Genomic DNA, 12480 nt, shown 5'->3' with positions numbered 1-12480 from the left:
TGCTGCATTTGAGCCCAAGCGCCCGGCAGTGGTTCCATTATAGGGCGTTGCCTACAGCCCCGTGAGCATGGCGTCTGCCGGTGCGCTGGCGCGGGCGGCGCCGGTGAGCAGGAAGTACACGAAGCCCACCGCCATGAACGCCAGGAAGATCAGCCCGATCAGCGCGTTGAACCAGGCCATGGCCACCAGGCACACCATCGCCAGCACCAGGGCGATGCCCGGCACGATGGGGTAGCCGGGGGCGCGGAAGCTGCGGGGCAGGTTGGGTTCGCTGCGGCGCAGTTTGAACAGGCTGAGCATGCTCATGATGTACATCACGATGGCGCCGAATACGGCCATGGTGATCATCGCGGCGGTCAGGCTCATGCCGCCCAGGTTGACCAGGCCGTCGCTGTAGATGGCGGCGATGCCCACCACGCCGCCGGCGATGATGGCGCGGTGCGGGGTTTGAAAGCGCGACAGCTTGGCCAGCCCCTTGGGCAGATAACCGGCGCGGGCCAGGGCGAAGCACTGGCGCGAGTAGCCCAGGATGATGCCGTGGAAGCTGGCCACCAGGCCGAACAGGCCGATCCACACCAGCATGTGCAGCCAGCCGCTGCCAGCGCCCACCACGGTTTTCATGGCTTGGGGCAGTGGGTCGTTGATGTTGGCCAGCGCGCGCCAGTCACCCACGCCGCCGGCGAAGAACATCACGCCGATGGCCAGCAGCACCAGGGTGAGGATGCCGCTGATGTAAGCCTTGGGAATGGTGCGCTTGGGGTCTTTGGCTTCTTCGGCGGCCATGGCGGCGCCTTCGATGGCCAGGAAAAACCAGATCGCGAACGGGATGGCGGCGAACATGCCACTCACGGCGCCCAGGCTGAAGGTGCTGTCCCCGGCCCAGCCGTTGGCCACGAAGTTGCTGACGCTGAAGCCCGGCGCCACCACACCCATGAACACCAGCAGTTCGATCACTGCCAGCACGCACACCACCAGTTCGAAGGTGGCGGCCAGTTGCACGCCCAGGATATTCAGCACCATGAACACGATGTAGGCGCCCAGTGCTGCGTGGCGCGGGTCCAGGGCCGGCCATTGCACGTTGAGGTAGGCGCCGATGGCCAGGGCAATCGCCGGTGGCGCGAAGACGAATTCGATCAGCGTCGCCAGCCCGGCGATCAGCCCGCCGGCTTCACCGAAGGCGCGACGGCTGTAGGCGAACGGCCCGCCGGCGTGGGGGATGGCGGTGGTCAGTTCGGTGAAACTGAAGATGAAGCAGGTGTACAGGGTAGCGACCATCAATGAGGTCACCAGAAAACCCAAGGTACCCGCCACGCCCCAGCCGTAGCTCCAGCCAAAATACTCCCCGGAAATCACCAGCCCAACCGCGATGCCCCACAGGTGCAGCGTGCCCAAGGTGGGCTTGAGTTGCGTAGTCATGACGGATTCCTTGTGTGGATTGGAACGTTCGTGCAGGAAGTGTGTGCAGTGGGCGTGCCAGTTGGGTGAAAGAGGTCGTAAAGGGGGGAATGGGGTCGTTGGTGGGATGCTGGGTGGGTTGGGAGTGCCCGTTTTTGGGGCGTCTTGTAGGGCGTGTTCCCGGGCAGAGCCCGGTCCTACACCGTTCGCGGCAGTTGTGTCAGGGATGCAAAGCACACCGCCCTTGGATGCAACGCAGGAGCATCGTCGTAAAAACAGAGGCGGTGCGCTTTGCCTATCTGACACAACTGCCGCGAACGGTGTAGGACCGGGCTCTGCCCGGGAAACAGGCGCCACCGAAGGCAAAATCCGCTACAATACGCGCCGATTTCGACTTGCCCCTGAGAGCCCGCCCATGTCCGCTTGCCAGACTCCCATCATTGTCGCCCTGGATTTCCCTACCCGCGACGCCGCCCTGAAACTGGCTGACCAGCTGGACCCTAAACTGTGCCGCGTTAAAGTGGGCAAGGAACTGTTCACCAGCAGTGCCTCGGGCATCGTCGAAACCCTGAACGACAAGGGTTTCGAAGTGTTCCTGGACCTGAAATTCCACGACATCCCCAACACCACCGCCATGGCGGTGAAGGCGGCGGCCGAGATGGGCGTGTGGATGGTCAACGTGCACTGCTCCGGCGGCCTGCGCATGATGTCGGCCTGCCGCGAAGTGCTGGACCAGCGCACCGGCGCCAAGCCGCTGCTGATCGGCGTGACCGTGCTGACCAGCATGGAGCGTGAAGACCTGGCCGGCATCGGCCTGGACATCGACCCGCAAGAGCAGGTGCTGCGCCTGGCCGGCTTGGCCGCCAAGGCCGGCATGGATGGCCTGGTGTGCTCGGCCCTGGAAGCCCAGGCGCTGAAAGCTGCGCACCCGTCGCTGCAACTGGTAACCCCGGGTATTCGCCCGGCGGGCAGCGCCCAGGACGACCAGCGTCGCATCCTGACCCCGCGCCAGGCGCTGGATGCCGGTTCCGATTACCTGGTGATCGGCCGTCCGATCAGCCAGGCGAAGGATCCGGCGCAGGCGCTGGCTGATGTGGTGGCGCAGTTGCAGGGGTGAGATGTGTGGTGTTTGGTTCCCGGGCAGAGCCCGGTCCTACACCGGTCGCGGCAGTGGTGTCAGGGATGCAAAGCATTCCGCCCTTGGATGCAACGCAGAAACATCGCCGTAAAAACAAAGGCGGTGCGCTTTGCCTATCTGACACCCATGGCCCAACCGGTGTAGGACCGGGCTCTGCCCGGGAACCAGGCACCGCCGACATCAAACCTGCAACACCAACTTGCCAAAATTCTCCCCGCTGAACAGCTTCTGCAGCGTCTCCGGAAACGTCTCCAGCCCCTGCACCACATGCTCCTTGCTTTTGAGCTGTCCCTTGGCCAGCCAGCCGGCGATCTCCTGCCCGGCCGCAGCGAACTTGGCCGCGTGGTCCATCACCACAAACCCTTCCATGCGCGCCCGGTTCACCAGCAGTGACAGGTAATTGGCCGGCCCTTTCACGCCCGTCTTGCTGTTGTACTGGCTGATCGCCCCGCAAATCACCACCCGCGCATGGGGCGCCAGGCGGCTGAGCACGGCGTCGAGGATGTCGCCGCCGACGTTGTCGAAATACACGTCCACGCCCTTGGGGCACTCGCGCTTGAGGCCGGCGGCCACGTCTTCGCTCTTGTAGTCGATGACACCGTCAAAGCCCAACTCATCGATCAGCGACTGGCATTTGTCCTTGCCCCCGGCAATGCCGATCACCCGGCAGCCCTTGATCTTGGCAATCTGCCCGGCCACGCTGCCCACCGCCCCGGCCGCGCCGGAGATCACCACGGTGTCGCCGGCCTTGGGCGCGCCGGTTTCCAGCAGGGCGAAGTAGGCGGTCATGCCGGTCATGCCCAGGGCCGAGAGGTACAACGGCAACGGGGCTAGCTTGGGGTCGATTGTGTAGAAACCCTTGGGCTCGCCCTGGAAGTAGTCCTGCACGCCCAAGGCGCCGTTGACGTAGTCACCCACGGCAAAGGCGGGGTTGTTGGACGCCTCCACCTGGCCCACGCCCAGGGCGCGCATCACCTCGCCAAGGCCTACGGGCGGGATGTAGGACTTGCCTTCGTTCATCCAGCCGCGCATGGCGGGGTCTAGTGACAGGTAATGGTTCTTGACCCGGATCTGGCCGGCTTGCAGCTCGCCCAGGGGCACGGTCTGGAAGGTGAAGTCTTCGCGGCTGGCAGCACCGGAGGGGCGGCGGGCCAGCAGGAATTGGCGGTTGTCTTGGCTCATGGCAGTTACTCGCAAGTGGGCACAGTGGGTTGTTGATAGGCGCCCCCGCGCGGCTGTGCAAGCCTGACCGCTGCGCCGAATACACCGCGATACAGGCCATCTATAGTCCTGCGTGGCGGCGTGCGGCCTTGGCTAGACTGATCCCATTCATGGCTGTTCACAGGGGATCGATTCATGGGCTTGGCATTTTCCGGACAAGTGGCACTGGTGACAGGGGCGGCGGCAGGTATTGGCCGCGCCACCGCCCTGGCGTACGCCGCCGAGGGGCTGAAGGTGATCGTGGTCGACCTGGACAGCGCAGGGGGCGAGGGCACCGTGGCGTTGATCCGCGAGGCCGGTGGCCAGGCGGACTTTTTGCGCTGCGATGTGACCGTGGAAGCCCAGGTGCGCGCGATGATGGACCAGGCGATGGCCTTCCATGGCCGCGTCGACTACGCCTTCAACAACGCCGGCATCGAAATCGAGAACAGCCGCCTGGCTGAAGGCACCGAGGCACAGTTCGACGCCATCATGGGCGTGAACGTCAAGGGCGTGTGGCTGTGCATGAAATACCAGCTGCCGGTGATGCTGGCGCAGGGCGGCGGCGCCATCGTCAACACCGCCTCGGTGGCGGGCGTGGGCGCGGCGCCGAAGATGAGCATTTATGCGGCGTCCAAGCATGCGGTGATCGGCCTGACGCAATCAGCGGCCATTGAGTACGCGAAGAAAAACATCCGCGTGAACGCCGTGTGCCCGGCGGTGATCGACACTGACATGTTCCGCCGCGCCTACGAGGCGGACCCGCGCAAGGCTGAGTTTGCCGCCGCCATGCACCCGGTAGGGCGCGTGGGCAAGGTGGAGGAGGTGGCCAGTGCGGTGCTGTACCTGTGCAGCGATGGCGCAGCCTTCACCACTGGCCATTCCCTGCTGGTAGACGGCGGCGCCACCGCCATCTGACCTGTAGCCGCTGCCGCCAGGCTGCGCTGGCCCCTTTGCTCACTGAAGATCTTCAGGGTTCACCCGGGCCAGCGCAGCCTGGCGGCAGCGGCTACAAAGCGGCGTCGACCTTGCTGATTGCGACATCGGCATAGCTTTTTGCCATTATTCCGACGCCAGGATCTTGTGCCTCGCCCTCCACCATTGCCACTCTCCGATTATCGACCTTGGGGGAGCACGCAATGACTTCGGCCGGCAGTGGACGTTTCGCCAACCTGGGCATGGCGAAAAAGATGGGCCTGGGCTTTGCCCTGGTGTTGCTGCTGACCGCCCTGGTGGCCGCCATCGGGGTGTGGTCGCAGGTCTCCATCAGCCAGCGTTTCGACGGCCTCAAGCGCATGTCCGCGCTCAATGGCGGCCTGCTGCGTGTGCGCCTGCTGGAGCAGGACTTTGCCCTGCACGCCGACCCCAAAACCGCCGACGCCCTGCGCAAGGGCGTTGAAACGCTGGCCGCCAGCGCCGCCGATGTCGAGGGCGTGCAACCGGCGCTGGCCGCCTACCGCAAGGCCTTCGACCAGTTCGTGGACATCAGCCAGGCCAAGGACCTGGCCCTGGACATGGCCAGTTGGTCGGTAAGCACCGTGGCCAATAACCTCGATGTGCTGCAGGCCGGGCTGTCGGACGATGGCACCTATGCGCTCAAGGACAGCAAAGGCGAGAAAGGCAGCGAATTCATCACCCAGGCCAACGAGGTCGCCCAGGTGGCGCGGCTAATGCTGCAGGCCATGGACGCCGCCCGCGTGCGCCTGGACCAGAGCCGCAAAGGCGTGGACGACGACAGTACTACCGGCAAGATCGAACAGGCCGCCGACGCCCTCAAACAGGCCAACGCCCTGAAGGCCGAAGTGCAGGACGCCGGCTATCAGACCGTACTCAACGAGGTCAGCGACCACATCGCCAGTTTCAGCGACAAGCTGGGCGAGTACACCGACCTGCTGGCCAAGGAAAAGGGTGTGTATGCCCAGCTCAAGGCGCGTGCCGACGAGGTGGTCAGCCGTGTCGATCAGGCCGCTGCCGCCCAGGACCAGGCCATGCAGGCCGAACTCAAGAAAAACGAAATGCTCATCATCGGCGCTTCATTGCTCGCGTTGCTGGTGGGTGTCATTGCCGCCTGGGGCATAACACGCTTGATCGTGCGTCCCCTGCGCCGGGTGATCGAACGCGCCCAGCAGATTGCAGCCGGTGACCTGAGTGGCAGCATCCAGGTAGACCGCCGCGACGAGATTGGCCAGTTGCTGGCCGCAATGCAGCAGATGGGCGCAGGCCTGAGCGGTATCGTCAGTGGCCTGCAGGCAGGTATCGAACAGCTGTCTACCTCGGCCCACTCGCTGTCGGCGGTCACCGAGCAGACCAACCTGGAAGTCAGCAGCCAGCAGCAGGAAACCGAGCAGGTGGCCACGGCCATGAACCAGATGACCGCCACCGTGCACGATGTGGCGCGCAACGCCGAACAGGCTGCGCAAGCGGCGCAGACGGCCGACAACACGGTGGACAGCGGCCACCAGGTGGTGCGCCAGAGCCTGCAACGCATCGAACAACTGGCTGGCGCTGCGGACTCGGCCAGCCAGAGCATTGTGCAACTGAGCGACGAAATCCAGAGCATCGGCAGCGTGGTGGCGGTGATCAAGAGCGTGGCCGAACAGACCAATCTGCTGGCGCTCAACGCCGCCATCGAAGCGGCGCGGGCCGGCGAGCAGGGCCGTGGCTTTGCCGTGGTGGCCGACGAAGTGCGCGCCTTGGCCCAGCGCACCCAACAGTCCACGGCCGAGATCGAACGGTTGGTCAGCACCCTGCGCGCCAGTGCCGACTCATCGGTGGCGCAGATCCAGCACAGCGGCGAGCTGGTGAAGCTGGCGGTGGGCGATGCGCTGCAAACCGAAAGTGCGCTGGGCAGCATTGCCAGCGCCGTGTCGCAGATCCAGCAGATGAACCAGCAGATCGCGGCGGCGGCCGAGCAGCAGAGCTCGGTGGCCGAGGAGATCAACCGCAGTGTCACCAGTATTCGCGCCAGCGCCGATCAATCGGCGGTGGCGATGCGGGGGAATGCGGCGTCGAGTATTGAGTTGGCGCAGTTGGGGACTGAGTTGCGGGGGATGGTGGGGCATTTCAGGTTGTAGCGGTTGTCAGGTTTGTCACTGTCAGAGTTGACAGTTGTGGGCAAGTTGAGCTCGCGCTCCAATGGGGCTTCACGCAATTGGAGAAGCTGACATGGGCACTATCGACGCTGTAAAAGCTGGCGAACTTGATCCGAGCTTCGGGGTTAAAGGCAGGTTGGTCTTGCCCGAGGTGTTTTCAGAAGATGTCAGCCACTTGCTGGCTGGGCAGGATGGTGCGTTCTACGTTGCTGGACGTATAAGCCATTGGGATGGGTTCGAATTCCTTTCCAGCGAGTACGTGATCGCAAAATTTGATGCTGAGGGTGTTCAGGACCTGAGCTTTGGCGTTGATGGTGTGGTCGTCGCTAACTTCGATCCCCAGGCGAGTTCCGCCAACTATGCAACGCTGTTCGTGCAGGGTGATCATTTACTGGTTTTGGGCAAAGATGGCACCAACAAGGAGGCGATGTTCGGCGCTGCGCGGTTCACCTTTCAAGGCACACCGGACCGCAACTTCGGAAATAACGGGGCGCTTGCCCTGCGGCTCCAGGATATTGTGGGGGAAACCACAGCAGTACTGCATCCACATGTGTTTTCAGCCGTCGCGGAGGACGGAAAGATGTTGTTGGCCTCCACCTTGCATTATCCTGATAGTTCTTTTCATCCCATTGTTGTGCGCTTGACTCCTGACGGTGCCCTGGATCGATCATGGGACGCCAGGGGTTACAAGGTGATCGTGGTGGAACAGCCTGGCGCTTTTTTTAGCAGGCTGCAAGGTATACACACAGACGGTGACAAGGTTATCGTCAGCGCGAATTACGACGCACAAGGAAATGCCACGGGCGATAAGAACTACATGGCGCGCTTCAATGCAGATGGCTCGATTGACCGAACATTTGGCCTTGACGGGTTGTTTCTTTTTCCACCGGCGTCACTGCCAAGCGCGCAACCTGACACGGCTGGCAGCGAGTTGTTCCCGTTCCCTGTCAGGGTTGAGAAGGCTGAGGACAAAGTATGGCCATTGCTCAGGATTGTGTCCTCGCAGTTTTCTGATCAATCCCCTCATTACTTGGCGACGGGAACCAAGTTCCGCTATACACCGCGTAAATGGGCGGGCCTCATCATCGGGCTTGATCGTGATGGCCAATATGACAGGGAGTTCAACGATGGTAATGCCGTGATCGTGGACCCTGATCCTGAAGGTGCGTATATCAACCAATGTATCCTGCAACCTGGCAGTGAAGGCCTCATTATTGCGGCAGGTTCGCGGGACTGGGGCACTCTCCTTGCGCGATATACACCCGATGGTGCCCTTGATCGGACGTTTGGTGACCAGGGCTATGTGATCATGACGAGAGAGGGCTCGTCATTGCCCATTTTCAGTACCCAGCCCGCCATCATCCGCACTGCGCAGACCCTGCGGCTGTTGATCAATTTCTGGGATGACGAGGGTCGGGTGGTGATCGATGCCTACACGTTGTAGCGTTCAGGTTGCTGCTGCTACCGCAGCGTGCCCCTTTACGCCTTGCGCCAGTTGAGGATCAACAAGGTCAACACCCCGGCCACAATCCCCCAGAAGGCAGAGCCCACCGAGAACAACGTGAACCCCGACGCCGTGACCATAAAGGTAATCAGCGCCGCCTCACGCTCCTTGGGCTCGTTCATGGCAATGCTCAAGCCATTGATGATTGAGCCAAACAGCGCCAACGCGGCAATCGACAGCACCAGTTCCTTGGGCAGCGCGGCAAACAGCGCCGCCAAGGTCGCGCCGAACACCCCGGCAATGCCATAGAACACCCCGCACCACACGGCGGCGGTGTAGCGTTTTTTCGGGTCTTCATGGGCGTGCGGCCCGGTGCAGATGGCGGCGCTGATGGCCGCCAGGTTGATGCCGTGGGAGCCGAACGGGGCCAGCAGCAGCGAGGCAAAACCGGTGACCGAGATCAGCGGCGAGGCCGGCACCTGGTAACCGTCGGCGCGCAGCACGGCGATGCCGGGCATGTTCTGCGAGGTCATGGCCACCACGAACAACGGGATGCCGATGCTGATGGTCGCCGCCAGCGAGAACGACGGCGTGGTCCATACCGGCGTGGCCACTTCCAGGTGGAACTGGCTGAAGTCCAGCAGGCCCATGAAGCCCGACAGCAGAGTACCCAGCACCAGCGCCGACAGCACGGCATAGCGTGGCGATACGCGCTTGACCAGCAAGTAGGTGAAGAACATGCCCAGTACCAGCAGGGTACGGTGCTGCGCGGCGACAAAGATTTCGCTGCCGATCTTGAACAGGATGCCGGCCAGCAGGGCGGCGGCCAAGGAGGAGGGCAGGCGCTTGACCAGACGCTCGAAGCTGCCGGTCAGGCCGCAGATCACTACCAGTACGGCGCAGGTGATGTAGGCGCCGATGGCTTCGCTGTAATTGACGTGGCCAAGGCTTGTGATCAGCAGCGCGGCGCCGGGGGTGGACCAGGCCACGGTGATGGGCGTGCGATAGCGCAGCGACAGGCCGATGCTGCACACCGCCATGCCGATCGACAGCGCCCAGATCCACGAGGAAATCTGCGCGGTGGTGAGGCCGGCGGCCTGGCCGGCCTGGAACATCAGCACCAGGGAACTGGTGTAGCCGGTCATCATCGCGATGAAGCCGGCCACCACGGCGGAGGGGGACGTGTCGGCCAGCGGGCGCAGGTGCGCAGGGGAGGCGTCGGTCATGCTGCAAATCCTTGAGCGGGGTGAGGGCAGGGTTGCAAGCCTAAACCTGCGCCCATGGATTATTGCAGTACAGCAACCGTAACATTTGGCCATACAGTGCAACTGTACCGGAAGTGTCTGAATGACCGCGCTGCCTGCTTCGCGGGCACGGCCCGCTCCTACAGGTCGGCGCATAGCCTGTAGGAGCGGACCGTGTCCGCGAAGCAGGCGACGCGGTCAAAGGGTCTGCCCCAGCGCCGCATTCACCGCCAACCACCCATCCACCGCCTCCGCCCCCGCCTCGGCAAACACCCGCTGCAACAGCTTCACCTGCTCCTTGCGCAACGCCGCCTCGAATTTCACCCCCTCGTCACTCAAGCCCAGCAACCGCTTGCGCTTGTCACTGGCCGGCGCGGTACTGGTCACCAACTGCATTTCCACCAACTGGCGCAGCGGCATGTTCAGCGCCTGCTTGCTCACCCCCAGCTTTTCCAGCAGTTCACTGACCCCAATGTCCGGGTAGCGGGCAATGAAAAACACGATGCGCTGGTGTACTCGGCTCAGCCCCCGGCGCGCGAGCATTTCGTCGGCCTTGGCAGTGAAGGCCTGGTAGCCGTAGAAAAACGCTTCCATCGCCACTTGCTGGGTGGTGGTGTTTTTAAGGTCAAGCATATTGACGTATCCGTGTTCGGCGTCGTAAGTTCGGTCAAGCAGTTTGACGTATTTCCCGATGACTTTGCCAGCGGTGGTCCCATGGCTTTCTCTGAACGTGTCACACGCCTCAAAAGTTCGCTGATCCGCGAGATCCTCGCTGCGGCCCAGCGCCCCGAAGTGATGTCGTTTGCCGGCGGCCTGCCGGCAGAGTCGATGTTGCCAGCCCTGGACTGGGCCGATATGCCCGCCAGCATGGGCCAGTACGGCACCAGCGAGGGCGAGCCCCAGTTGCGCGAATTGCTGGCGGCCGAGGCGCGCGCCCTGGGCCTGGAGTGCCAGGCCAGCCAGGTACTGGTGCTCAGTGGCTCGCAGCAGGCGCTGGACCTGGCCGCCAAGCTCTACATCGACAAGGGCACCGAGGTGGTGGTGGAAGGGCCGACCTACCTGGCGGCGCTGCAAACCTTCCAGCTGTTTGGTGCCGAATGCCTGAGCGTGCCGCTGGCCGCCGACGGCCCGGACATTGCCGCGTTGCGCGCCCGCCTGGCACAGCACGCGCCGGCCTTCGCCTACCTGATCCCGACCTTCCAGAACCCCTCGGGAGTGCGTTACAGCGAGAGCGCCCGCACCCAGGTGGCGGCGTTGCTGGACGAGTTCAAGGTGACGTTGATCGAAGACGAGCCCTACCGCGAACTGACCTACGACGGCGGCATGGCCCAGCCCATCGCCGCCCGCCTGCGCCAGGCCAGCTGGATCTACACCGGCACCGTGTCCAAGACCCTGCTGCCGGGCCTGCGCGTGGGTTACCTGATCGCCAGCCCCGACCTGTTCCCGCATCTGCTGCGGCTGAAACAGGCCGCCGACCTGCACACCAACCGCGTGGGTCAGTGGCAGGCCATGCAATGGTTGGGCACCGACAAATACCGCGACCACCTGGGCCAGCTGCGTGATTTTTACCGTGAGCGTCGCGACGCCATGCAGGCCGTGCTGCAGGAGCATTTCGCCGACCTGGCCGATTGGCACGTGCCGCAGGGCGGCCTATTCTTCTGGCTGACCTTGAAACAGCCGATCGATACCCGCACCTTGTTGGGCCCGGCCATGGCCCAGGATGTCGCGTTCATGCCGGGGGAGCCGTTTTTTGCCGACCCCGACGCCAACCCGGGTTGCCTGCGGTTGAATTTCAGTCACGTTGCCCCGCACCGCCTGCAGGAAGGGTTGTCGCGGTTGGCCCATGTTATCCGCAAGGCGCAGGCCGCACAGACGGCGGCGTAAAGGAGAGGCTCATGTACAAGGTTTACGGCGATTACCGTTCGGGCAACTGCTACAAGGTCAAGCTGATGCTGAGCCTGCTGGGCCTGCCGTATCAGTGGGTGGACATCGACATTCTGCGCGGCGATACCCAGACCCCGGAGTTCCTGGCCAAGAACCCCAACGGCAAGATCCCGGTGCTGGAGCTGGAAGACGGCACCTGCCTGTGGGAATCCAACGCTATTCTCAACTTCCTGGCCGACGGCACGTCCTACCTGCCCAGCGAGCCGCGCCTGCGCACCCAGGTGTTGCAGTGGCAGTTCTTCGAGCAGTACAGCCATGAGCCGTACATTGCCGTGGCGCGCTTCATTCAGTTTTACCTGAACATGCCCGAGGATCGCCTCAAGGAATACGAAGATTGCCAGGTACGTGGCAAGAAGGCGTTGCGGGTGATGGAGCGGCAGTTGCAGCTGACGCCGTTCCTGGTGGGGGACCAGTATTCGATCGCTGACATTGCGCTGTATGCCTACACCCATGTGGCCCATGAGGGTGGCTTTGATTTGTCGGGCTACCCGGGGATCGAGGCGTGGCTCACGCGGGTGGCAGAGCAGCCTGGGCATGTGACCATGCTGGGGTGAGGTGCTGGCCCTATCGCGAGCAAGCTCGGCTCCTACAGGTTCGACGCAATACCTGTAGGAGCCGAGCTTGCTCGCGATGAGGCCCTAAAAGCCGATCACCTTATTAGGCGAACCGCTGCTGCAAATAGGCAATGATCACCTTGGACTCATACATCCAGGTGGTCTGCCCATTTTCTTCGATACGCAGGCAAGGCACCTTGATGCGCCCACCCTCAGCCAGCAACGTCTGACGCGCCTGCTCGTCGTTCTTGGCGTCGCGCAGGGCCACCGGCACGTTGAGTTTGTGCAGCGTGCGGCGGGTCTTGACGCAGAACGGGCAGGCGTGGAACTGGTACAGGCTCAGGCCACGGGCCTGCTGCTCGACATCGGCCTGGGCCTGGGCGCTGCGTTTGCGCTTGGGGCCACGGGTCAGCAGATCGCCGATGACGATCAGTTGGCCAAGGCCCACGCGCAGTGCTTTCATCAACAT

General features: G+C 63.2%; 11 protein-coding genes and 1 pseudogene. 7 read left to right on the top strand and 5 right to left on the bottom strand.

All coding sequences use genetic code 11. From position 1 onward, the window contains the following. Positions 1–51: 51 nt before the first annotated feature. Complete coding sequence (gene eat, locus ACZ9GA_RS20690) at positions 52–1416, bottom strand: ethanolamine permease (protein WP_457360983.1); 1365 nt, start codon at positions 1414–1416, stop codon at positions 52–54. 394 nt (positions 1417–1810) lie between these two features. On the opposite strand from eat, the gene pyrF reads away from it, so the two are divergent. Beyond that, positions 1811–2512 carry an orotidine-5'-phosphate decarboxylase gene (pyrF, locus tag ACZ9GA_RS20685; protein WP_457360984.1) on the top strand — a complete coding sequence of 234 codons (702 nt, stop codon included), beginning with the start codon at positions 1811–1813 and terminating at the stop codon, positions 2510–2512. A gap of 201 nt (positions 2513–2713) precedes the next feature. Here pyrF and ACZ9GA_RS20680 read toward each other — a convergent pair whose 3' ends face one another. Beyond that, a complete protein-coding gene (locus ACZ9GA_RS20680; RefSeq protein ID WP_457360985.1) occupies positions 2714–3715 on the bottom strand; it encodes an NADP-dependent oxidoreductase in 1002 nt (333 codons plus the stop codon). A gap of 174 nt (positions 3716–3889) precedes the next feature. Between ACZ9GA_RS20680 and ACZ9GA_RS20675 the strand changes: the two genes are divergently transcribed. From ACZ9GA_RS20675 to ACZ9GA_RS20660, 4 genes and pseudogenes are all read left to right on the top strand, one after another. Beyond that, entirely contained in the window at positions 3890–4651 is a 762-nt protein-coding gene (locus ACZ9GA_RS20675; RefSeq protein ID WP_457360986.1) for an SDR family oxidoreductase, read from the top strand. Positions 4652–4872: 221 nt separating this feature from the next. Next, positions 4873–5898: pseudogene (locus ACZ9GA_RS20670) on the top strand (HAMP domain-containing protein); the annotation flags it as partial. A 36-nt stretch (positions 5899–5934) separates the two neighbouring features. After that, entirely contained in the window at positions 5935–6807 is an 873-nt protein-coding gene (locus ACZ9GA_RS20665; RefSeq protein WP_476227650.1) for a methyl-accepting chemotaxis protein, read from the top strand. A 91-nt stretch (positions 6808–6898) separates the two neighbouring features. Further along, on the top strand, positions 6899–8269 hold the full coding sequence (locus tag ACZ9GA_RS20660) for a hypothetical protein (protein ID WP_457360987.1): 1371 nt from the start codon (positions 6899–6901) through the stop codon (positions 8267–8269). A 35-nt stretch (positions 8270–8304) separates the two neighbouring features. Here the strand turns inward: ACZ9GA_RS20660 and ACZ9GA_RS20655 are convergent, their stop codons facing one another. Both ACZ9GA_RS20655 and ACZ9GA_RS20650 read right to left on the bottom strand, forming a co-directional pair. Further along, entirely contained in the window at positions 8305–9495 is a 1191-nt protein-coding gene (locus tag ACZ9GA_RS20655; RefSeq protein WP_027977389.1) for a benzoate/H(+) symporter BenE family transporter, read from the bottom strand. A 216-nt stretch (positions 9496–9711) separates the two neighbouring features. Further along, positions 9712–10146 (bottom strand): MarR family winged helix-turn-helix transcriptional regulator, encoded by a 435-nt coding sequence (locus ACZ9GA_RS20650; protein WP_027977390.1) that lies wholly within the window; start codon positions 10144–10146, stop codon positions 9712–9714. An 81-nt stretch (positions 10147–10227) separates the two neighbouring features. Between ACZ9GA_RS20650 and ACZ9GA_RS20645 the strand changes: the two genes are divergently transcribed. Both ACZ9GA_RS20645 and ACZ9GA_RS20640 read left to right on the top strand, forming a co-directional pair. Continuing rightward, on the top strand, positions 10228–11397 hold the full coding sequence (locus ACZ9GA_RS20645; RefSeq protein WP_457360988.1) for an aminotransferase-like domain-containing protein: 1170 nt from the start codon (positions 10228–10230) through the stop codon (positions 11395–11397). An 11-nt stretch (positions 11398–11408) separates the two neighbouring features. Then, complete coding sequence (locus tag ACZ9GA_RS20640) at positions 11409–12011, top strand: glutathione S-transferase family protein (protein ID WP_457360989.1); 603 nt, start codon at positions 11409–11411, stop codon at positions 12009–12011. A gap of 103 nt (positions 12012–12114) precedes the next feature. Here ACZ9GA_RS20640 and ACZ9GA_RS20635 read toward each other — a convergent pair whose 3' ends face one another. Further along, complete coding sequence (locus ACZ9GA_RS20635) at positions 12115–12480, bottom strand: glutaredoxin family protein (protein WP_027977393.1); 366 nt, start codon at positions 12478–12480, stop codon at positions 12115–12117.

The sequence above is a fragment of the Pseudomonas sp. TE3644 genome (genome assembly GCF_056278815.1).
This window is presented reverse-complemented; position numbering and strand designations above follow the sequence as displayed.

Coding starts and splice junctions, on each gene's coding strand:
- eat (WP_457360983.1), bottom strand. CDS start 1,416: ATGACTACGCAACTCAAGCCCACCTTGGGCACGCTGCACCTGTGGGGC.
- pyrF (WP_457360984.1), top strand. CDS start 1,811: ATGTCCGCTTGCCAGACTCCCATCATTGTCGCCCTGGATTTCCCTACC.
- ACZ9GA_RS20680 (WP_457360985.1), bottom strand. CDS start 3,715: ATGAGCCAAGACAACCGCCAATTCCTGCTGGCCCGCCGCCCCTCCGGT.
- ACZ9GA_RS20675 (WP_457360986.1), top strand. CDS start 3,890: ATGGGCTTGGCATTTTCCGGACAAGTGGCACTGGTGACAGGGGCGGCG.
- ACZ9GA_RS20665 (WP_476227650.1), top strand. CDS start 5,935: ATGCAGCAGATGGGCGCAGGCCTGAGCGGTATCGTCAGTGGCCTGCAG.
- ACZ9GA_RS20660 (WP_457360987.1), top strand. CDS start 6,899: ATGGGCACTATCGACGCTGTAAAAGCTGGCGAACTTGATCCGAGCTTC.
- ACZ9GA_RS20655 (WP_027977389.1), bottom strand. CDS start 9,495: ATGACCGACGCCTCCCCTGCGCACCTGCGCCCGCTGGCCGACACGTCC.
- ACZ9GA_RS20650 (WP_027977390.1), bottom strand. CDS start 10,146: ATGCTTGACCTTAAAAACACCACCACCCAGCAAGTGGCGATGGAAGCG.
- ACZ9GA_RS20645 (WP_457360988.1), top strand. CDS start 10,228: ATGGCTTTCTCTGAACGTGTCACACGCCTCAAAAGTTCGCTGATCCGC.
- ACZ9GA_RS20640 (WP_457360989.1), top strand. CDS start 11,409: ATGTACAAGGTTTACGGCGATTACCGTTCGGGCAACTGCTACAAGGTC.
- ACZ9GA_RS20635 (WP_027977393.1), bottom strand. CDS start 12,480: ATGTTGATGAAAGCACTGCGCGTGGGCCTTGGCCAACTGATCGTCATC.